The organism is Cryobacterium sp. M96, from assembly GCF_002929845.1.
Classification (GTDB): Bacteria; Actinomycetota; Actinomycetes; order Actinomycetales; family Microbacteriaceae; genus Cryobacterium; species Cryobacterium sandaracinum.
The window spans coordinates 264998-286318 of the sequence record NZ_PJJS01000054.1; the positions used below are offsets into that span (position 1 = coordinate 264998).

At 67.9% G+C, this 21321-nt stretch carries 17 protein-coding genes; 11 read left to right on the plus strand and 6 right to left on the minus strand.

Annotated elements, in window-relative coordinates:
• Positions 1-114 precede the first annotated feature (114 nt).
• Genes CXY79_RS15325 through CXY79_RS15340 form a run of 4 tightly spaced genes read right to left on the minus strand, consistent with a single transcriptional unit; the run spans position 115 to position 5349 of the window.
• Positions 115-1887 carry an ABC transporter ATP-binding protein gene (locus CXY79_RS15325; RefSeq protein WP_233191543.1) on the minus strand — a complete coding sequence of 591 codons (1773 nt, stop codon included), beginning with the start codon at positions 1885-1887 and terminating at the stop codon, positions 115-117.
• Entirely contained in the window at positions 1884-2765 is an 882-nt protein-coding gene (locus CXY79_RS15330; protein ID WP_104103383.1) for an ABC transporter permease, read from the minus strand. The genes CXY79_RS15325 and CXY79_RS15330 overlap by 4 nt, the downstream gene beginning before the upstream one ends.
• Complete coding sequence (locus tag CXY79_RS15335; protein ID WP_255409047.1) at positions 2762-3706, minus strand: ABC transporter permease; 945 nt, start codon at positions 3704-3706, stop codon at positions 2762-2764. The genes CXY79_RS15330 and CXY79_RS15335 overlap by 4 nt, the downstream gene beginning before the upstream one ends.
• Complete coding sequence (locus CXY79_RS15340) at positions 3694-5349, minus strand: ABC transporter substrate-binding protein (protein ID WP_104103386.1); 1656 nt, start codon at positions 5347-5349, stop codon at positions 3694-3696. The genes CXY79_RS15335 and CXY79_RS15340 overlap by 13 nt, the downstream gene beginning before the upstream one ends.
• 451 nt (positions 5350-5800) lie before the next feature.
• Here CXY79_RS15340 and ileS point away from each other — a divergent pair, with 451 nt between their 5' ends.
• The 5 genes from ileS to CXY79_RS15365 all read left to right on the plus strand — a co-directional run bounded on the left by ileS (position 5801) and on the right by CXY79_RS15365 (position 12576).
• Positions 5801-9274 carry an isoleucine--tRNA ligase gene (gene ileS / locus CXY79_RS15345; RefSeq protein WP_104103389.1) on the plus strand — a complete coding sequence of 1158 codons (3474 nt, stop codon included), beginning with the start codon at positions 5801-5803 and terminating at the stop codon, positions 9272-9274.
• Positions 9267-10694 (plus strand): folylpolyglutamate synthase/dihydrofolate synthase family protein, encoded by a 1428-nt coding sequence (locus CXY79_RS15350; RefSeq protein ID WP_104103394.1) that lies wholly within the window; start codon positions 9267-9269, stop codon positions 10692-10694. The genes ileS and CXY79_RS15350 overlap by 8 nt, the downstream gene beginning before the upstream one ends.
• A complete protein-coding gene (locus tag CXY79_RS15355) occupies positions 10691-11068 on the plus strand; it encodes a DUF4233 domain-containing protein (protein WP_158250313.1) in 378 nt (125 codons plus the stop codon). Before CXY79_RS15350 ends, CXY79_RS15355 begins: the two co-directional genes overlap by 4 nt.
• A complete protein-coding gene (gene ndk, locus CXY79_RS15360) occupies positions 11065-11487 on the plus strand; it encodes a nucleoside-diphosphate kinase (RefSeq protein ID WP_104103399.1) in 423 nt (140 codons plus the stop codon). Before CXY79_RS15355 ends, ndk begins: the two co-directional genes overlap by 4 nt.
• A 180-nt stretch (positions 11488-11667) precedes the next feature.
• Complete coding sequence (locus CXY79_RS15365; RefSeq protein WP_104103402.1) at positions 11668-12576, plus strand: cytochrome b/b6 domain-containing protein; 909 nt, start codon at positions 11668-11670, stop codon at positions 12574-12576.
• A 575-nt stretch (positions 12577-13151) separates the two neighbouring features.
• Here CXY79_RS15365 and CXY79_RS15370 read toward each other — a convergent pair.
• A complete protein-coding gene (locus CXY79_RS15370; RefSeq protein WP_233191544.1) occupies positions 13152-13751 on the minus strand; it encodes a vitamin K epoxide reductase family protein in 600 nt (199 codons plus the stop codon).
• A 279-nt stretch (positions 13752-14030) separates the two neighbouring features.
• On the opposite strand from CXY79_RS15370, the gene CXY79_RS15375 reads away from it, so the two are divergent.
• Positions 14031-16826, plus strand: coding sequence for an Rne/Rng family ribonuclease (locus CXY79_RS15375; protein WP_104103405.1), 2796 nt, complete (start codon positions 14031-14033; stop codon positions 16824-16826).
• Positions 16827-16947: 121 nt separating this feature from the next.
• Here the strand turns inward: CXY79_RS15375 and CXY79_RS15380 are convergent, their stop codons facing one another.
• Positions 16948-17238, minus strand: coding sequence for a DUF4031 domain-containing protein (locus CXY79_RS15380; protein WP_104103409.1), 291 nt, complete (start codon positions 17236-17238; stop codon positions 16948-16950).
• Positions 17239-17429: 191 nt separating this feature from the next.
• Here CXY79_RS15380 and rplU point away from each other — a divergent pair, with 191 nt between their 5' ends.
• The 5 genes from rplU to proB (CXY79_RS15405) all read left to right on the plus strand — a co-directional run bounded on the left by rplU (position 17430) and on the right by proB (CXY79_RS15405) (position 21316).
• Positions 17430-17738 (plus strand): 50S ribosomal protein L21, encoded by a 309-nt coding sequence (gene rplU, locus CXY79_RS15385; protein WP_104103412.1) that lies wholly within the window; start codon positions 17430-17432, stop codon positions 17736-17738.
• A gap of 19 nt (positions 17739-17757) precedes the next feature.
• Positions 17758-18015, plus strand: a complete 258-nt coding sequence (gene rpmA, locus CXY79_RS15390) for a 50S ribosomal protein L27 (RefSeq protein ID WP_104103415.1) — start codon at positions 17758-17760, stop codon at positions 18013-18015.
• Between the two features lie 135 nt (positions 18016-18150).
• Complete coding sequence (obgE, locus tag CXY79_RS15395) at positions 18151-19731, plus strand: GTPase ObgE (RefSeq protein WP_104103417.1); 1581 nt, start codon at positions 18151-18153, stop codon at positions 19729-19731.
• On the plus strand, positions 19728-20537 hold the full coding sequence (proB, locus tag CXY79_RS15400; protein ID WP_104103421.1) for a glutamate 5-kinase: 810 nt from the start codon (positions 19728-19730) through the stop codon (positions 20535-20537). Before obgE ends, proB (CXY79_RS15400) begins: the two co-directional genes overlap by 4 nt.
• Positions 20534-21316: a glutamate 5-kinase gene (proB, locus tag CXY79_RS15405; RefSeq protein ID WP_104103424.1), complete on the plus strand. Its 783-nt coding sequence runs from the start codon at positions 20534-20536 to the stop codon at positions 21314-21316. The genes proB (CXY79_RS15400) and proB (CXY79_RS15405) overlap by 4 nt, the downstream gene beginning before the upstream one ends.
• Positions 21317-21321 lie beyond the last annotated feature (5 nt).

Here is a 21321-nt window from a genome sequence, read left to right on the forward strand (position 1 = left end):
GTGGTCTAACCAATTCGACGGAGATTTTGCTCTGGGAGCCGGTTCTCGGGTTTTAAACAAGGCGTTTCGGGCAAAATCTCCGTCGAATTCGTTCGGTACGGAGTTGCTCGAGGGTCAAAACCCGATCCGGGGGACCGCGCCGAGCAGGGTCTGCGTGTACGGATGCTCCGGCGCGGCGAAGACCCGGGCCGTTGCGCCGGTTTCGACGATACGGCCGTCCAGCATTACGGCGACCTGGTCGCTGACGTGCTGGATCACCCCGAGGTCGTGGGAGATGAACAGCAGGCTGAGGCCCAGGTTCCGCTGCAGCTCGTCGAGGAGGTCGAGCACCTGGGCCTGCACGGTCACGTCGAGGGACGACACGGGCTCGTCGCAGATCAGGATCTGCGGCCCCGACGCCAGCGCCCGGGCGATGCTCACCCGCTGCCGCTGCCCGCCGGAGAGGGACAGCGGCCGCCGGCCAAGCAGCCCCTGCGGCAGACCCACCGCGTCGAGCAGCGCCAGCACGCGCAGCCGGTCGGCAGCCGAGGCAGTGGCCGCAGTGGCGGCAGTGGCAGCAGTGGTAGCCGAGGCGGATGCCGCGCCGCGCCCGGTGCGCCCGCCGCCGACCGCGTCCCGGAGCACCTGCTCGACGCTCAGCCGCGGGTCGAAGGAGCTGAGCGCATCCTGATAGACCGCACCAAGCCGGGGCCGCAGGAGCCGCCGTTCCTTCTCCGAGGCGGCGCTGAACGGCTGCCCGAGCACCCGCACCTCGCCGGCGTCCGGCCGGGTCAGCGCCAGCGCGAGGCGGGCCGTCGTGGTTTTACCGGAGCCGGACTCGCCGACGATGCCGAGCGTCGTGCCGCGTTCGAGCCGGAACGAGACCCCGTCGACCGCGAGCTGCTCGGTGCCGTCGGGCCGGGTGAAGCGCTTGACCAGGCCGGTGGCCTCCAGCACCGTGTTGCGGGGAGCGACAGGGTCGGCACGATCTGAGAGAGCGAGAAAGGGCGCGGCGGCGGGCGACACCGGGGCCGCGGCCCGCGGGCTGAGGCGCAGCCCGCGCGGCTTGTCGACCGGGATCGCGGCGAGCATCTGCCGGGTGACCGGATGCTCCGGCCGGGTCAGAATCGCGTGCGCCGGTCCCTGTTCCACGATCCGTCCCTCGCTCAGCACAGCGATCCGGTCGGCGATGCGGCCGACGACGGCCAGGTCGTGGCTGATCAGCAGGATGCCGGTGCCGGCGAGTTTCAGACCCGTCAGCAGCTCCAGGATTTGTGCCTGCACCGTGACGTCGAGCGCCGTCGTGGGCTCGTCGGCGATCAGCAGTGGCGGGTCCAGGGCGATCGCGGCCGCGATCAGGGCGCGCTGGCGCTGGCCGCCGGAGAGTTCGCCCGCGCGCTTCCGCACAGAGTTGCCGGCGTCGGACAGGCCCACCCGGGCCAGCACCTCGAGCACCCGGGCGTGGCGCGCCGCTGCACCGAGGCGGGTGTGCAGCCGCAGCGAGTCGGCGATCTCCCGGCCCACCGGGCGCAGCGGGTCCAGCGACACCAGGGCATCCTGCAGCACCAGGCCCACGTCGCGGCCGCGCCGCCGGCGCCAGCTCTGCTCGGAGAGTCCGCGCACGTCGGAGCCTGCGAGGCTCAGCTCGTCGGCGCGCACCCAGGCGTTGTCGCCGGCCAGGCCGAGCAGGCTGCGCGCGGTGACGCTCTTGCCCGAGCCTGACTCTCCCACCAGGGCCAGGCATTCCCCGGGGGCCACCTCGAACGAGACGCCGTTCAGCACCGGGTCGGTATCATTTTGCGGTCCGAAGCCCACGACGAGGTTCTGCACCCGCACGGCCGGGGCAACCCCGCCGTCACCCTCGCCTGGCGCGCCCACCGAAGCGCCCACGCCGCTCTCGTCACTCACGCGCGCCTCACCCGTCGCTCGATGCCGCGACCGAGCGCCGTGGCCGACACCGCCGTCAGCACGATGAACAGCCCGGGGAAGAAGCTCATCCACCAGGCCGAGCCGATGTAGGTGCGCCCGGCGGAGAGCATCGCGCCCCACTCCGCGGCGGGCGGCGCCGAGCCCAGGCCGAGGTAGCTCAGCGCCGACGCCCAGACGATGGCCTGACCGATGCCGAGGGTGCCGAGCACGAACAGCGGCGCGAGCGTGTTCGGCAGGATGTGGCGCATCAGGATCTGGACGGGGCTGCGCCCGAGCACGGTCGCCGCCTCGACGAAGGCCGATGACCGCACCGACAAGAGCTGGCCGCGGATGATGCGGGCGTAGCCGGGAGCGGTCGCCAGGCCCACGGCGATGGTCGCCGTGGCAACGCCCGGCCCGAAGATCAGGATGAAGAGCAGGGCCAGCAGCAGGCCGGGGAACGCGAACAGCACCTCGAGGAACCGGTTCACGGTGAAGTCCACGACCGGGCCGAGCATACCGGCCAGGGTGCCGAGCACGAGGCCCAGGCCGAGGCCGATCACGGTGGCGAGGGTGCCGATCAGCAGGGAGCTGCCGGTGCCGTGGCTGACCCGGGTATAGATGTCCCGGCCGGACTCGTCGGTGCCGAACCAGTGCGCGGGTGAGGGGGTCTGAAACGCGGACAGCGGGTCGATCCCGAGCGGGTCGCCGGGCGCTACGAGCGCGGGGAACAATGCCGCCGTGACCAGGAACAGCGCGAACAGGCCCGCCAGGACCTCGGCCACGCCGAACCGGCGAATGCGGGGCGCGCGCGGCGACTGGGGCGCGCCGGTGCGCGGCGACCGGCCCAGCCCGGCCTGGATCTCGAGGTCGCTCATCGTGCCCGCAGCCTCGGGTCGGCGATGCGCTGGGCCAAATCGGTGAACAGGGTCATCAGGATGTACCCGACGGCCACGATCAGCACAGCACCAACCACGACCGGCACGTCGCGCACGGTCACCGCGTTCAGAAGCGTGCGGCCGAGGCCCGGCCGGGCGAAGATGGTCTCGACCACCACTGCCCCGCTGATCAGGGAGCCGAATGCCCAGCCGGAGAGGCTGATCGCCGGCAGTGACGCGTGCCGGATCACGTGCACCCAGCGCACCCCGCGTTCGCTCTCGCCCCGGGCGCGGGCGGAGAGCACGAATGGGGATTCCAGCGCGGTGAGCAGGGACTCCCGCATGATCTGGCCAAGGAACCCGGCCAGCGGCACGGCGAGGGTGAGCACCGGCAGCACCAGCCCGGAAACCCCGGAGGTACTGATCGGCGGCAGCCAGCCCAGCCAGACGCTGAACAACACGATCAGCGCCGTCGCGAGCCAGAAGTGAGGGAGCGCGGCAGCCACGATCTCCAGACCGGAGCCCAGGTACCAGGCGACGCGCCCGCCGCGGGTCGACCAGGTGGCCAGCCCGAGGGCGAGCAGCCAGGCCACAGCGAGGGCGAGCACGGCCAGCAGCAGGGTGCCGCCGAGCTGGCCGACCAGGAGCGGGGCGACGTCCTGGTCCAGTGAGTAGGAGCGGCCAAGATCCCCGGTGGCCAGGCGAGCCAACTGTGCCAGGTACTGCACGAGCACGGGCTGGTCGAGCCCGTATTCCGCCCGCACCGCGGCGAGCGCCTCCGGGGAGGTCTGCGAGCCGGGGCCACCCAGGATGGCCTCGGCCGGGTCTCCGGGAATCAGACGGATGGCGAAAAAGGTGAGCGTGGCCACCATCCAGAGCACCAGCACCGCCCCTCCCAGGCGGGCCAGGACGACCCGGGCTGCCCGCGCTACTTCAGCCACGCATCGTAGAACGTGGGCGTCGACACGGTCGGCAGCGCCCGCGCGCCCACCACATCGGTGCCGAGCAGGTAGTGGTTCTGCTGGTCGAAGAGCGGCAGGATGTAGAAGCCCGCGAGCACCTGGCTCTGCGCGTCGGCGTAGAGGGCGGCGCGTTCATCGGCATCCGTCACCTGGCCGGCCTGGGTGAGTAGGGCGTCGATGGCCGGGTCGTTCACCTGGGCGTGGTTGGCGAAGTAGCCGCTGGGTGCCGGGGTGATCCCGTCGGAGTGGAAGAGGATGCGCAGAACGTCGGGTCCGACCTTCGTGTACGGCGCGCTGACGGCGTCGTAGTCGTTCTCGCCCAGCGCGGTGTACCAACTGGAGAGGTCCATCGGGCTGAGCAGAACCTCGAAGCCGGTCTTCTTCGCGGTGGCCTGGATCTGCTCGAACAGGGACTGCTCCGCCGGAATGGACTGGTTCGTACTCACCGGGAAGTCGACCGTGAGGCGCTCGCCGTCTTTCACCCGGTAACCGTTGGAATCACGCTCGGTCCAGCCGGCGGAATCGAGGAGGTCCGAGGCGGCCTCGGGGTCGTACGCGAACAGGTCCGGGCCCGACACGGCGAGGGGTTCGACGCTGGAGAGGGCGGAGTAGGAGCGCTCGGCCGTGCCCCGGAAGAGGCTGGTGACGGCGTCGTCGACATTCGCCGAGCGGATGAACGCCTCCCGCACGAGCGGGTCGTTGAAGGGCGCGCGGCCGGAGTTCAGTTCGATTCGGTTCGAGGCACCCGGGCGAGGGGCGTCGAGGTGCACGATGGTGTCGCTCTTCTCGGCCTGCACGATGGTGTCGGGCTGGGCGTTGTCGATCACGTCGGCGTCGCCGGACTGCAGAGCCGCGTAGCGGGACGCGGAGTCGGGGATGAAGCGCCAGACGATGGAGTCGAGGTAGGCAGGCCCGGTGTGCGCGGCATCCGCGGGCGGGGAGTTGTACTTCTCGTTCCGCACCAGGGTGATCGATTCCTGCTGTACCCACTTCTCGACCTGGAAGGGGCCGGTGCCGACCGGGGAGGCGCAGTTCTCGTCCTGGCTCCGGGCCAGCGCGGTGGGCGATTCGATCGCCAGCCACGGCTGTGACAGGGATTCGAGCAGGGCGCTGTCGGGTTCGCTGAGCGTAAGGCGCACAACGTTGGTGGAGACCGCGTCGGTGCCGGTGACCTTCCCCAGAGCGAGGTAGCCGGTCGACGAGGCCGTTTCCGGGTCTTGGATGTGCGCGATATTCGCCTGCACGGCGGCGGCGTCGAGCGGGGTGCCGTCGGTGAAACTCACGCCGGCGGCGAGCGTGAAGTCCCAGGCCAGCCCGTCGGCGCTCTCGGTCCACGAATCTGCCAGCCAGGGGATGATCTCACCGTCCGCGTTGCGGGATACAAGCGACTCAAGGTACTGCGTGCTGACCAGGGCCTGCGGATAGTTGCCGCCCACGTGCGGGTCCAGGCAGGTGGGCTCGGCGTCGCCGGATGCGTAGGTCAACGTGCCGCCGGTGAGAGGCCGGGTGGCTTCGGGGGACTCAGCGGTGGCGCAGCCGGTGAGCAGGATGCCGGTGGCGGCGAGGCCGACCAGCCCGGTCAGGGTGCGCGCTGTGCGATGGGTGTACCCCGAAGTGTGCATTATGGGTCTCTTTCCGCGGCGCCCGATGGGCCGAGTGTGCACCTGCTGGACCCGCAAGATTAGGGGCCTCGGGCACGTGTTGGACGGGGTCCACAAATAAAATGATTGAGGACCATCGTAGAACACAGGAGAGCTGTTCGCTGAGCAGACGTGTGCGGGCACCGCGCGCTGTACACCCGGGGGTAGGCGCAGGGTAGACTTTTCAAGTAGGACTGTGATCCGGCTATCACCGGTGAGTCTTCGGAAGAACGGCAACCACCCTCGCGGTGGTTCTCAGTAGAACCGAACGGGTCGGGCCCGTCACAGCCTCAGAACAAGCGGTTTTCCGAAGCCTCGGCTCCGGGAGACAAGCGAGGTGGTACCGCGGCGAATCCCGTTCGGAGTCGGCGTCCTCGTGGAACAGGGGCAGATCTGTGAATGACACAACCTGCCCGACTCGTCCAGGAGAGACATGACGTACCCCAAAGGCCAGCAGTCCGCTTCTCCCGCCCATCCCGGCGGCATCGTGCCCTCACCGAACTTTCCCCAGATCGAAACCGAGGTGCTCGCGTTCTGGAAAGCCGACGGCACCTTCCAGGCGTCGATCGACAACCGTGCGGATGCCCCCGAGTGGGTCTTCTATGACGGCCCGCCGTTCGCCAACGGGCTGCCGCACTACGGCCACCTGCTGACCGGGTACGCGAAGGACCTCTTCCCGCGCTTCCAGACCATGCGCGGCAAGCAGGTGCACCGCCGGTTCGGCTGGGACACGCACGGCTTGCCGGCCGAGCTCGAAGCCGAACGCGAGCTCGGCATCACCGACAAGAGCGAGATCGAGAAGATGGGCATCGGGGCCTTCAACGCCGTCGCCCGCAGCTCCGTGCTCAAGTACACCAAGGTTTGGGAGGAGTACGTCACCCGCCAGGCGCGCTGGGTCGACTTCGAGAACGACTACAAGACGCTCGACATCACCTTCATGGAGTCCGTGATCTGGGCCTTCAAGCGCCTGCACGACAAGGGCCTGGCCTACGAGGGCTACCGGGTGCTGCCGTACTGTTGGCGCGACCAGACACCGCTGTCCAACCACGAACTGCGCATGGACGACGACGTCTACAAGATGCGCCAGGACCAGACCGTCACGGTCACCTTCCCGCTGGTCGGCGCCAAGGCCGAAGCCCTCGGGCTGACCGCCGTGCGCGCCCTGGCCTGGACGACCACCCCCTGGACCCTCCCGACGAACCTGGCGCTCGCCGTGGGCCCGGAGATCGTCTATGCCGTCGTGCCGGCCGGGCCGAACGGCACCCCGGACGCCACCGTGCTGCGGGAGGCCGTTTCCGGGGCGGATGCCGCGGCATGCGTCGCAACCACCGAGGTTTTCGGCGCCGAATACCTGATCGCGATCGACCTGGTCGGCAACTACGCCAAGGACCTCGGCTACGACTCGGCGGCAGAGGCGACCGCGGCGATCTCCCGCACGGTTCTCGGCAGCGCCCTGGAGGGCGTCAGCTACGACCGCCTCTTCGACTACTACGCCGACACCGCGGTCTGGGGCACCGAGAACGCCTGGACCGTTGTCGTGGCCGACTACGTCACCACCGCCGACGGAACCGGCATCGTGCACCAGGCGCCCGCCTACGGCGAGGAGGACCAGAAGATCTCCGTGGCCGCCGGCATCCCGGTGATCATCTCCCTCGACGCGGGCGGCAAGTTCCTCTCCGACGTGCCCGAGGTCGCCGGCCAGCTCTGGAGCGACGCGAACAAGCCGCTCACCCAGCTGATCAAGAATGAGGGGCGCCTGCTGCGCCAGGCCAGCTACGAGCACTCCTACCCGCACTGCTGGCGCTGCCGCAACCCGCTGATCTACAAGGCCGTGTCGAGCTGGTTCGTGCGCGTCACGGACTTCCGCGAGCGTCTGGTGGACCTGAACCAGGACATCAATTGGGTGCCGGAGAACGTCAAGGACGGCCAGTTCGGCAAGTGGATCGGCAACGCCCGCGACTGGTCGATCAGCCGCAACCGGTACTGGGGTTCGCCCATCCCGGTCTGGAAGAGCGACAACCCCGACTATCCGCGCGTCGACGTCTACGGCTCGCTCGACGAGCTCGAGGCGGACTTCGGCGTGCGCCCCACCGACCTTCACCGCCCCTATATCGACGCGCTCACCCGACCCAACCCCGACGACCCCACCGGGCGGTCCACCATGCGGCGCATCACGGATGTGCTCGACGTCTGGTTCGACTCCGGCTCGATGCCGTTCGCGCAGGTGCACTACCCGTTCGAGAACGCCGACTGGTTCGACAGCCACAACCCGGCCGACTTCATCGTGGAGTACATCGGCCAGACCCGCGGCTGGTTCTACATGCTGCACACGCTCTCCACCGCCCTGTTCGACCGTCCGGCCTTCAAGAACGTGGTCAGCCACGGCATCGTGCTCGGCAACGACGGCCAGAAGATGTCCAAGTCGCTGCGCAACTATCCCGACGTGAACGAGGTGTTCGACCGGGACGGCTCGGATGCCATGCGCTGGTTCCTGATGAGCTCCTCCGTGCTGCGCGGTGGCAACCTGATCGTCACCGAGGAGGGCATCCGCGAGGGTACCCGCCAGGTTATGCTCCCGCTCTGGAGCACCTGGTACTTCTTCTCCCTCTACGCCAACGCGTCCGGCGAGAACGGCTACGACGCCACCTGGCGCACCGACTCGACCGACGTGCTCGACCGCTACCTGCTGGCCAAGACCCGCGATCTGATCGTGGAGGTCACTGCCGACCTCGAGAACCTCGACAGCACCCAGGCGACCGCTCGAATCCGGGACTTCGCCGACGTGCTCACCAACTGGTACGTTCGCCGCTCGCGCGACCGGTTCTGGGCCGGCGCCGGGGCCTCTGTCTCGGTCTCGACGGTCTCATCCACCGCAAACGAGGCTTTCGACACGCTCTACACCGTGCTCGAAACGGTGACGCGGGTGGCCGCCCCGATGCTCCCGCTCGTCACCGAGCGTATCTGGCAGGGCCTCACCGGCGGTCGCAGCGTGCACCTGACCGACTGGCCCGACGCCGAATTGTTCCCGGCCGATGCCGTTCTCGTCACCGCGATGGACCAGGTGCGCACCATCAGCTCCACCGTGCTGTCACTGCGCAAGCAGTCCGGGCTGCGCGTGCGTCTGCCGCTGGCCACTCTGACCGTGGTCACCACCGACACGGCGGCCCTGGCCCCGTTCGAGGGCATCCTGCGCGACGAGCTGAATGTGAAGAGCGTGCGTTTGGTCGAACTGGCCGACGACAGCGCGAGCGCCTACGGCATCACCTCCCGGCTCACCGTGAACGCCCGGGCAGCCGGCCCGCGACTCGGCAAGCAGGTGCAGCAGGTCATCAAGGCCGCCCGCGCCGGCGACTGGAGCGAAACCGACGGCGTAGTCACCGCCGGCGGTACCCCGCTCGCCGCGGGGGAGTACGAACTCGTGCTGCAGACCGGTCCGGCCGACGGTTCCGCCGTCGCTGACGACACGGCGGCGGATGCCCCGGCTCTGGCGCTCCTGGCGGGCGGCGGTTTCGTGCTGCTGGAGACGCAGACCACCCCGGAACTCGAGGCGGAGGGCTTCGCCCGCGACCTGATCCGCGCCGTGCAGGACACCCGCAAGTCGGCCGGATTCGAAGTGAGCGACCGCATCCGTCTCGACCTCGTCTTCTACTCCGCCGAGGACGCCGCGACCTTCGCCCTTGCGGCCGGCGTCGACGTCGCTGCGGAGACCCTGACCCTCCGGTTCGCCACCCATGTGGCCACCGAGGTGTCCGATGACAGCCTGGCGCACGGTCTGCCGTCCGAATGGCTGCAGAGCCTGGTCGGCTTCCCCGTCGAGCACTACGTGCTTTACGAGGCTGGTCACTATGCCAACCGGGGGACCGTCCTGGTCGCCGTCGCCCGAGAGAACGGACTCGTCCATGTCTGAACCCAAGAAGCCCGGATCGAAGAAGCCCGGATCGAAGAAGCCCGGATCGAAGAGGCCGCGCCAGTCCTCCGACGCCGGCCGTGAGGCCGGGGACGCCGTCTTCGCCGCCCTCCTCGCCCGCGTGGGCGAGGGTGCGCCGAAGCCGCGTCTGGCCCCGACCCGGCGGGCGCTCGAACTGCTGGGTGACCCTCAGACCGTCTACCCGGTGATCCATATCACCGGCACCAACGGCAAGACCAGCACGAGCCGCATCACCGAGAGCATCGTGCGCGCCTACGGGCTGCGCACCGGACTGATGACGAGCCCGCACCTGGTGCGGCTCAACGAGCGCATCGTGATCGACGGGGAGTTCATCACCGATGAGGCCCTGGCCGCGAACTGGGCCGACATCGAACCCTTCCTGGCCATGGTCGACGCGGAGCTCGAGGCGGCAGGCGACGACGTGCTCACCTTCTTCGAGGCGCTCACCGTGCTGGCCTTCGCCTGCTTCGCCGACGCCCCCGTCGACGTCGCCGTGATCGAGGTCGGCATGGGCGGCGAGTGGGATTCCACCAACGTCGCCGACGGGCAGGTGGCCGTGTTCACGCCCATCGCCCTCGACCACACGCTCCGCCTCGGCAACACGATCGCCGAGATCGCCCGCACCAAAGCCGGCATCATCAAGCCGTCCGCCGCCGTGGTCTCCGCCCGGCAGGGCGAGGCGGCGCAGGCCGAACTCGAGCGGGCCGCCGAGCTGACCGAATCGACCCTGGCCAGTGAGGGCGAGGATTTCGTCCTGCTCAAAAACCAGGTAGCCGTGGGCGGGCAGCTCATCTCGGTGCGCGGCCTCGCCGGCACCTACTCGGACCTGTTCCTGCCGCTGTACGGCACGCACCAGGCGCAGAATGCGGCCGTCGCGATCGCCGCCGTCGAGTCCTTCCTCGGGGCCGGCACCACGGCGCTCTCGCATGACCTGGTCGAGGAGGGCCTCGCGCAGGTCACCTCGCCCGGACGCCTGCAACTGATCGGAATCGCACCGACCGTCCTGGTGGATGCCGCGCACAATCCGCACGGAGCGGCCGCCCTCAGCACTGCACTGGCCGACTACTTCGACTTCGACGAGATTGTGGCCGTGGTGGGCATCCTCACCGACAAGGATGCGACCGGCATCATCACCGCGCTGCAGTCCAAGGTGGTGCGGTTCCACGTCACACAGTCGCAGTCCGAGCGCGCGATCGGCGTCGACGACCTCGCCGATCTGATCGCCGACCTCGGCAGCGAGGAGACAACCGTCCGGTTCGACGACCTCGCGCAGGCCCTCGACTCAGCCAGGGACTGGGCCCTCGAGTCGCCCAAGCGGGCTGTGATCGTGACCGGGTCGATCACCCTTGTCGGCGAAGCCATCATTCTGGCCGACGCACGGGAATGGCTGGCGAAATGACGTCCGCTCCCCGCTCGGTGAAGCGCACGCTCGCGACGATCGTGCTCGGCTTCGAGGTCATCGTGGTTGCCCTCGCCGCCCTGGTGATCTTCGGTCTGCAGGCGTTGCCGCCGTGGCTCGCCCTCGGCGGGGGAGCCGTGCTGGGGCTGGCCATGGTCGCCGTGCTCGCGCTGCTCCGTTACGAGTGGGCCTACGTGGTCGGCTGGATCCTCCAGCTGATCATGGTGGCCGCCGGCTTCCTCAATCCGGCCATGTTCTTCGTCGGCGGCATGTTCGCCGCCATGTGGACGTACTGCATGATCGCCGGCTCCCGGATCGACAACCAGAACCAGAACTTTCCCAACAACGAGAACAACGAGAAGGAGAACTCATGAGCACCCAGGTCCAGGAAACGCTCGTATTGGTCAAACCGGATGGCGTTGCCCGCAACCTCTCCGGCGAGATCCTGCGTCGCATTGAGCAGAAGGGGTACTCCCTCGTCGACGCGAAGCTCGTGCAGGCCGACAGGTCCCTGTTGGCCGAGCATTACGCCGAGCACCAGGGCAAGCCGTTCTTCGAACCTCTCGTGGAGTTCATGGAAAGCGGTCCGATCCTCGTGCTGCGCATCGCCGGCGAACGCGTGATCGAGGGCTTCCGCTCCCTGGCCGGCACAACCGACCCGACCACCGCGGCTCCCGGCACCATTCGCGGCGACTTCGGCCGAGACTGGGGCACCAAGGAGCAGCAGAACCTCGTGCACGGCTCCGACTCGCCCGAGTCGGCCGACCGCGAACTGGCCCTCTGGTTCGACTGAACCGTACCGACCGGGGAACAACCACTGACCGGATGCTTGGAGGCGGCTGTTCTCGTCGGTACCAGATGTCGTTGCTTTGTGCACCAAGCGCACCGCTGTCGCAGAATGGCCGATGATGGCAGAGCCCCGCTGAGCATGTGCCGACATCCTCTTTGATTCGTCTGACTAGAAAGCCTCACCATGCCGCATGCCCGGAACCCCTGGTTCAATCTGGTCTGGGCAATCCCGCTGGCGATCATCCTGCTGGTCGCCGTCGTGCTCGCCGCCCGGGGCATCCGTTCCCTGCCGATGGCGCAGGAGTTCCTGGTCGACTTCCCGGGGGCCTCGCCGTTGCCGTCGTGGGCCCCCGTCGGCTTCCCCGCGTGGCTGGCGTGGCAGCACGGCCTGAATGTTTTCTTCCTGCTCTTCATCGTGCGTTCGGGTTGGCAGATCCGCACGGCCGGGCGCCCGAGCATGTTCTGGACCCGGCGCAACACCGGCCTTTTTCGAACCCGACGTGCCCCCCGCCGGTTGGGCATCAACCTCTGGCTGCACCTCGCGGTGGATGCCCTTTGGGTACTCAACGGGATCGTCTTCTACGTGCTGCTGTTCGTCACCGGTCAGTGGGTGCGCATCGTGCCGGTCAGCTGGGACATCATTCCGAATGCGCTCTCGGCCGCCCTCCAGTACGCCTCGCTGGACTGGCCGGTCACCGACGGCTGGGTGAACTACAACGCGCTACAAACTCTGAGCTACTTCAGCATCGTGTTCGTGGCCGCGCCGCTCGCCTTGGCCTCGGGCATCCGTCTGTCACCGCTCTGCACGTCGCGCCGGCTTGGAGAACTGTTTCCGCTGCGCCCGACCAGGGCCGTGCACGTGGGCGTGATGGTCTTTTTCCTTGCATTCATCGTGATCCACGTCACGCTGGTGTTCGCCACCGGTGCCCTGCGCAACCTGAACCACATGTACGCGGCGCAGAGCGACGACGGCTGGACCGGATTCTGGATCTTCGCCGCCTCCCTGGTCGTGATGCTCGTGGCCTGGGTCGCCGAGGGTCCCCGACTGCTGCGGGCGGTCGCCTCTCTCGGCGGAACCGTAACCACGCGCTGAGCCGCGGTGCTGGCTGAGCCGGCCGATGGCTCTGCCGGTCGAAACCCGGTGGTTGTGTAACCCCCCGCCCCGGCCGGGGTCCCTCCCCGGCCTTGTCTTTGGCTGCCTGGGCCGCGTCGCGGGCCAGGGCTTCGGCGAACCGGCGGGCCTGATCGACCTGTTCGGCCAGGTGGGCGTCGACCCAGGGCGGCGTCCGCCTGGGTCTCCCGGATGGCGTCGAAGTGACGACCCAGGCGTTCTAGCTGCTCACTGTATGGGGACTCCATGAGAAAAACGTTACGGGCAGCCACTGACATTCCATGCCCCAGATCGGCACCCGTCAGCGCCCTGTGGATAACCTGATCAAACGCGCATTGTGGTGGAAAGGGAACAGCCGTCGCGGGGCGCGCAGCACGCATCCGTCGTCACATAAACGCGGAAATTTTTGAGACACACCGGTTTTGGCGCCGTGAGCGGCGTGTCGCAAAAATCTCCGAGGTTAGCAATCGCCACGGATGCCCGGAGCGGCAACCTCCGGCCGCCACGTCACCGGACCTCGACCACCGGGTCTCAACCGGACGGGGGCAGGGTCGCCATTACAGGCGGTTCAGGAAGTCCATCTCGACCTGGGCGATGACGGCGGCGATCAGATAGCAGAGGATCGTGATCACGATGATCCAGGAGGAGGCGACGGATGCCAGGCGCCGCACGCGCGGCCCCGCTGGGAGGTTGCCCGCCGTGAGGTTGTGCAGCGTCACGGCTAGGAACATTGGGATCGTGACCGTCCAGGTCACCATGCACCACGGGCAGAGCACGTCGAGCTCGAAGAAGCTCTGCGCCATCAGCCAGATTACGAACGCGAGGGCGCCGGTGACGCCCACGTTCAGCGCGATCCAGAACCAGCGGGCTAGCCGCGCCCCGGCCAGGATCGCGGCGCCGATCGCGATGACGACCGGCCAGGCCATCAAGCCGATCACCGGGTTGGGGAAACCGAGGATGGCACCCTGCCACGATCCCAGGTTGGTGCTGCAGCCCACCAGCACACTGAAGTTGCAGGAAAGCTGGGCCTGCGGGTCCTCGAGGATCGCGAACTTGTCGACGGTCAGGAGGAAAGCCGCCGTGAGGGCGATCAAACCACCGATGATGAAGAAGATGGCGAGCCCGATGGGGCGCTTGACGGGCGGGTTGTGGGGCACGTTTGGATTATGTCATGTGCCTCGCATGTGTTCCTGAGAATGCATGCGATAATCGGAACAGTCGCTTGGGCCGCGCTCAAGTTGACGCCATACAAGTCTTAATGGGCCGTAAAGGCCCAGATTCATTGGTCCCACGACCAAAGGTATTAGCAGCCAGAGCCAAGAGCCGGTTGCGAACGACGAGGATTTCCGAGGGTTTCGCGCAAGCGTGATCCTCGCACGAGAGAGTAGCCGGATGGGTGGCGCGGTCGCCCACACTGGTCAAGGAGCGCGCCAGTGATGGTGGAAGACAACGAAAACATCAAAAAACGCAAGGGTTTATTCGGCACCCGCCGCACCTCGCGGAGGGCTGCCACCTCGGCGGCCGTTCCGGAGGCCGCGCCTGAGAACATCAGTGCGCAGCACAATGACGCCGCACAGAACGTCGCTGCGGCGGCGCGCGAGCCGCTTTCAGCAGCGCAGACACCCCGCGTCCACACCGACGACGCCGTGACCGAGCCGGCAGCCGCCGCTCCGTTCGGCGAAACCCCCGACTCAGAACAGGACGCTGCCGTGGAACCGACGCCGCCGCCCACCCCGACCGCCGATGTGGTTCGCCGCCCGTCCACCTCGCTGGTGTTCCAGGCCCCGGTCATCGTGCCGCTACCGGCCCGCACCGGAGCGCGCCGCGACACCGCGCGCCAGGACCAGCGCCAGGACACCGGCCAGGACATCCGTCAGGACCATGACGACGAGGGCGACGAGTCGTCGACCGTTCGTCGTCGCGCCCGTCGGCGCACCGGCGACGAGAACCGGTCCGGATCCGACGACCCCGCGAACACCGTTGTTCGCGTGCGTACGCCCCGCGAACCCGAACTCATCACCGAACCCCAGCGGATCAAGGGGTCGACCCGCCTCGAGGCCAAGAAGCAGCGCCGCCGTGACGGCCGCGATGCCGGGCGCCGTCGCCCGGTGATCACCGAGGCCGAGTTCCTCGCCCGCCGCGAATCCGTCGACCGGGTCATGGTCGTGCGGGCCAAGCAGAACAAGATTCAGATCGGGGTGCTGGAAGACGGTGTGCTGGTCGAGCACTACGTCGCCAAGAATCAGGATGCCTCGCTGATCGGAAACGTCTACCTGGGCAAGGTGCAGAACGTGCTGCCGAGCATGGAAGCAGCCTTCGTCGACATCGGACGCGGCCGCAACGCCGTGCTGTACTCGGGTGAGGTCGACTGGGAGGCTGCCGCCGAGAACTCCGGCAACAGCAGCCAGGCTCGGCGCATCGAGCTCGCGCTCAAGCCGGGCGACAAGGTGCTCGTGCAGGTCACGAAGGACCCGATCGGGCACAAGGGTGCGCGACTCACCAGCCAGGTGTCACTGCCCGGCCGCTACCTCGTCTACGTGCCGAACGGCTCGATGAACGGGATCAGCCGCAAGTTGCCCGACACCGAGCGGGCGCGTTTGAAGAAGATCCTCAAGGAGGTTCTGCCCGAGAACGTGGGAGTCATCGTGCGCACCGCGGCCGAGGGTGCCACCGACGAGCAGCTCACGCTCGACGTCAACCGGCTCACCTCGCAGTGGGCGTCCATCGCCAAGCAGGTCGACACGGTGCAGGCACCGGCCCTGCTGCACAGCGAACCGGACCTTCTGATCAAGATCGTGCGGGATGTCTTCAACGAGGACTTTCAGAAGATGGTCATCTCCGGCGAGGAATCCCGGGAGGTCATCGAGGCCTACCTGCGCCAGGTCGCACCGGACCTGGTGGAGCGCGTGGAGCGCTACGAGGGCGAGAACGACGCCTTCGACGAGCACCGCATTTCGGAGCAGATCGAGAAGGCCCTCGACCGCAAGGTCTGGCTACCGTCCGGTGGCTCCCTCGTGATCGACCGCACCGAGGCCATGACCGTCGTCGATGTCAACACCGGCAAGTTCGTCGGCTCTGGTGGAAACCTCGAGGAGACCGTCACGAAGAACAACCTCGAGGCTGCCGAAGAGATCGTTCGCCAGCTGCGTCTGCGCGATATCGGCGGCATCATCGTCGTCGACTTCATCGACATGGTCCTCGAAACCAACCGCGACCTCGTGCTGCGCCGCATGCTCGAATGCCTGAGCCGCGACCGCACCAAGCATCAGGTCGCCGAGGTCACCTCGCTCGGGCTTGTGCAGATGACCCGCAAAAAGCTCGGTCTCGGACTCCTGGAATCATTTAGCGAGAACTGTGAAGCCTGCGCCGGCCGAGGCATCGTCATCCACCACGACCCGGTGCTCAAGCACCGCCAGACGGCTCAGCCGGCCATGGAGCGTCGCCCGCGCAGCAAGTCGGGCACCAATTCCGGCGGCGACAACGGGCACCGCGGCGGAAACGGAAACGGAAACGGAAACGGAAACGGAAACGGTACCAACTCCGCAGCCGTGCACGCGTCTCAGGCCGATGCCGGCAAGTCCGGACACGGCACCCACGGCATCACCGAGGATGCCAAGCACGCCCTCGCCCTGATCGCCGCCCGCACCATCCCGCGCGCCCTGACCGGCTCGATCCCGATCATTGCCCCGCCTGAGGCGATGCCGGAATCGGTTCCCGCGGAGAAGGCGGCCGCCCCCGCGGCCTCAGCCGACGGGTCATCTGTCGACGCGGCGACCGCCGCATCAGTCAACCCGGCCGCCGAGGCCAACCCGATCGAGGAGGCCGTGAATGAGGCAGTCGCGGCCGAGACGTCTGCACCGTCGGCACGCCGCAGCCGTAGGGCGTCCTCCACGCCCCGCCAGCGGGACGCAGCGCCCATCGTGACCCCGGAAACCCCGGTGCAGGACGCGCAGCAGACCCCGGTCGAGGCGCCTGCCGCGCACGAGGCCGCAGCGCCCGACGACGACGAGCCCGTCGCCATCCTGGACATCCCGGTCAAGAAGTCCTCCCGTGGCCGCCGCACGGTCAGCAAGCAGGTCACCGACCAGCTGCTGGACTCGGTGCTGGACGCCCTGCCCGAGCCCAAGCAGCCGGGCCAGGGGCGTTCGCGCAGCCGGCGGGTGACGACGGCCGGCGGATCCACCGGGTCGGCCCAGCCGATCATGACCACGGCCCCGGATTCCCAGCAGTAACGAGAATCCCTGCAGGAACGAATCGAGTCGATCGGGAGACCGGCGGCGCACAGCCCACGGGGCTGGGCGTCGCCGGTCTCCCGGTCTCTTTCAACCGGCGAGGCAGCGCTTCGGGCCCCGATCAGGACTCTGGGAGAGAGCCGCTGCCCGATCGGTCCCGCCCGCGCACACGCAGGCCGCTTGCGCGGAGCCGGAGAACCAGTTCCCGATTGTCCACCGGATGCGCCCCCGAGGCCACGAGGGCGTCATAGCGGTGGGCGGGTACGTCGTAGTGGTCCAGGTCGAAGCCGCGGCGGGGGATTCCGTTGCGGGCCGCGAAAGCGTGCAGTTCGGCCAGTGACGAATCGCTGACAAGATGGGACCAGACGGTGCCATGCGCGGGCCACATCGGCTTGTCGATCAAGACGGTCATTACCCGATTCTATGATCCGGCCTCGGTTTGACCGTCGCAGCAGGATCGGCTAACGTTGACTTTTGGTGTGCGACGGGCCTTTGCCCCCGCGATCACCGTGGTTTTCTGAGAGCGACGGGCCGACTTGGCGTGTTCAAGGCAGTAACTTTCCATCACGGGGCCTCACGGCTCCCCAGAGATAGGTACGTAACGTGGTTTACGCAGTTGTGCGCGCCGGTGGGCGGCAGGAAAAGGTAGAGGTCGGGACCATCGTCACGATGGACCGAATCAAAGCCAATAAGGACGGCAACGTCGAGCTGGCCGCAGTGCTTCTCGTCGACGGCGACACGATCACCTCTGACTCCCAGTCACTGGCCAAGATAACGGTCACGGCCGAGGTTTTGAACGATCTCCGCGGTCCGAAGATCGTCATCCAGAAGTTCAAGAACAAGACCGGGTACAAGAAGCGTCAGGGGCACCGTCAGGAGCTCACTCGCGTTCAGGTAACCGGCATCGCCTAGGCCCTGAGGAGCAGAACAGATGGCACATAAAAAAGGCGCGAGTTCCACTCGCAACGGTCGCGACTCCAACGCCCAGCGCCTCGGCGTGAAGCGCTTCGGCGGTCAGATTGTCAGCGCGGGCGAGATCATCGTCCGTCAGCGCGGCACCCACTTCCACCCAGGCGTCAACGTCGGCCGTGGTGGCGACGACACGCTCTTCGCTCTCGAGCCCGGCTCGGTTGAGTTCGGCGCCAAGGGCGGCCGCAAGGTTGTCAACATCGTGGTGGCTGCCGCTTAGGCATTTCACATCGGTAAGCGTGAGGGCGGGCTTCGGCTCGCCCTTTGCGTGTTTCACGGCACCCGCACGACAAGATGCATAGCACCAATGATTTACGCACTACTGAGCTTTTTGCCACCTGAAAGGGGCACCCCCATGGCCACGTTTGTTGACCACGTCACTCTCCACCTGCGAGCAGGCAACGGAGGGAACGGCTGTGTCTCCGTCAAGCGTGAGAAGTTCAAGCCGCTCGCCGGCCCTGACGGCGGCAACGGCGGAAGCGGTGGTGACATCGTGCTCGTCGCTGACCCGAACGTGACGACCCTCCTCGGTTACCATCGGTCCCCGCACCGCAGTTCCGCGAACGGCGGCCCCGGCATGGGTGACCACCGCGCCGGCTTCGGCAGCGAGCTGATGGAGCTGGCCGTCCCGCTCGGCACCGTGGTCAAAGACGCCGAGGGCAACGAACTCGCCGACATGACCGAGCCGGGCTTCCGCATCGTCGTGGCGCCTGGCGGTCAGGGCGGGCTCGGCAACGCGGCCCTGGCCTCGCTCAAACGCAAAGCCCCCGGCTTCGCCCTGCTCGGCACCTACGGCTGGGAAGGCGACATCCAGCTTGAACTCAAGACCGTCGCGGATGTCGCGCTCGTCGGCTACCCCTCGGCCGGCAAGTCCAGCCTGATCGCGGCCATCTCGGCGGCCCGGCCCAAGATCGCGGATTACCCGTTCACGACCCTGCACCCCAACCTCGGCGTCGTGGATGCCGGCGAGGTGCGCTACACCGTCGCCGACGTGCCCGGACTGATCGAGGGCGCCAGCGAGGGAAAGGGCCTCGGCCTCGAATTCCTTCGTCACGTGGAACGGTGTACGGCGTTGCTGCACATCCTCGACTGCGCCACACTCGACCCTGACCGTGACCCGCTCAGCGACCTCGACGTCATTCTCGGCGAACTGGCCGCCTACCCGGTGCCCGACGGCCAGAAGCCGCTCCTCGACCGCCCCCAGCTGATCGCCCTGAACAAGATCGACGTTCCCGAGGGCCGGGAGCTCGCGGAGTTCGTCAAGCCCGACCTCGAGGCGCGCGGTTACCGCGTGTTCGAGATCTCGACCGTCAGCCATGAGGGTCTCAAGCAGCTCAACTACGCGCTGGCCGAGACCGTCGAGGCCGGCCGGGTCGAGGCCGCCGCGGCGCAGGCCGTCAAGCCGCGCATCGTGATCCGCCCGAAGGCCGTCGACGACAGCGGCTTCGTCGTCAAGGTCGAGGGTGGGTCGTTCGGCAACATCTACCGCATCATCGGCACCAAGCCCGAGCGCTGGGTGCAGCAGACGGACTTCAAGAACGACGAGGCCGTCGGCTTCCTGGCCGACCGCCTGGCCAAGCTCGGCATCGAGAACGAACTGTTCAAGGCCGGCGCGATCGCCGGCTCGACGGTCATCATCGGACCCGGCAACGGCGTGGTCTTCGACTGGGAGCCCACCCTCACCTCCACGGCCGAACTGATCACGGCACCGCGTGGCACCGACACCCGCCTTGACGACTCCAAGCGACGCACCAGCAACGAGCGCCGAGAGGAGTACTTCGGCCGGATGGACGCCAAGGCAGCCGCACGCGCCGAACTGATCCGAGAGCGCGAGGCCGGCATGTGGTCGACCGGCGAGGAAGAGTACAACGGCGACACTCTCACGGGCGACGGTTCAGTCCCGGTGTCGCCCCGTAAGGAGAGCGGGGCCGAATGAGTCACCGCTCCCGCGCCCAGGTAGCCGCCGCCCGGCGCATCGTCGTGAAGGTCGGCTCCTCGTCGATCAGCGGCGACAACTCCGAGCAGATCGCACCTCTGATCGAGGTCCTGGCCCAGGCCCACAATCGCGGCGTGGAGGTCGTCCTGGTGTCGAGCGGCGCCGTCGCCAGCGGCATGGACTACCTCAACCTCGACGAGCGGCCGGCCGACCTAGCCACCCAGCAGGCCGCGGCATCCGTGGGTCAGAACGTGCTCACGGCCCGTTACCAGGAGACTCTGGACCGCTATGGCATTGCCGCGGGGCAGGTGCTGCTAACAGAGGGTGACCTACTCAACGAGCCGCACCGCAGCAATACCCGCCGCGCGGTGAACCGGCTGCTGGACCTGCGCATCATGCCCGTCGTGAACGAGAACGACACGGTCGCGACCTACGGGCTGCGATTCGGCGACAACGACCGGCTCGCCGCCATGCTCTCGGTGCTCATCCGCGCCGACCTACTGCTCTTGCTCAGCGACGTCGACGCGCTCTACACCAAGCCCCCGCACCTGCCCGGTGCGGAACCGATTGACTTTATCGGGTTCGACCAGGAACTGGACGGCATGGAGTTCGGGGCGAACAAGGGTGCAGGCACCGTGGGCACCGGCGGGGCGGACACCAAGGTGAAGGCGGCCCGCCTGGCCGCCTCCGCCGGAACGGCCGTTCTCGTCACTGAGACGAGCCTGGCCGCAGAGGCCCTCCGCGGCGGCTCCTGTGGCACCTGGTTCGAGCCGATGCCCACCGCGCCCGGCCGAGCGCTTCTGTGAGCGCACTCGGCCGACACGAGGTCGCGTCGGCCGCACGCATCGTTGTGAAGGTCGGCTCCTCCTCGATCAGCGGCGCGAACATCGCACAGATCATCCCGCTCGTCGATGCCCTTGCCGAAGCGCACGGGCGCGGAGTGGAGATCGTCCTCGTCTCCTCCGGGGCCATCGCCACCGGCATGCCCTACCTGCAACTCGACGAGCGCCCCACCGACCTGGCCACCCAGCAGGCCGCGGCATCCGTGGGCCAGAACCTGCTCATCTTCCGTTACCAGGACAGCCTCGACCGGTACGACATCGTCGCCGGCCAGGTGCTGCTCACTGCCGGTGACCTGGAAAACCCCTCGCATCGAGGCAACGCGCACCGGGCGATGGATCGCCTGCTCGGTCTGCGCATCCTGCCGATCGTCAACGAGAACGACACGGTCGCCACCCACGAGATCCGGTTCGGCGACAACGACCGGTTGGCCGCCCTGGTCGCCACGCTCATCCACGCCGACCTGCTGGTCCTGCTCAGCGACGTCGACGCCCTCTATACGCGCGCGCCGCACCTGCCGGGCGCGGAACGCATCGATCACGTCCCTTGCGGCGATCCCATGCTCGGTGTCGAGCTCAGCGGCAGCCGCTCCGGCGTGGGTACCGGGGGTGCCGACACCAAGGTGTCGGCCGCACGGATCGCGGCGGAGGCCGGCACTGCCGTGCTGCTCACATCGACTGGTCTGGTTGCTGAGGCACTCCGCGGCGACCCGGTCGGAACCTGGTTCGAACCCGCTCTGGCCTAAACTAC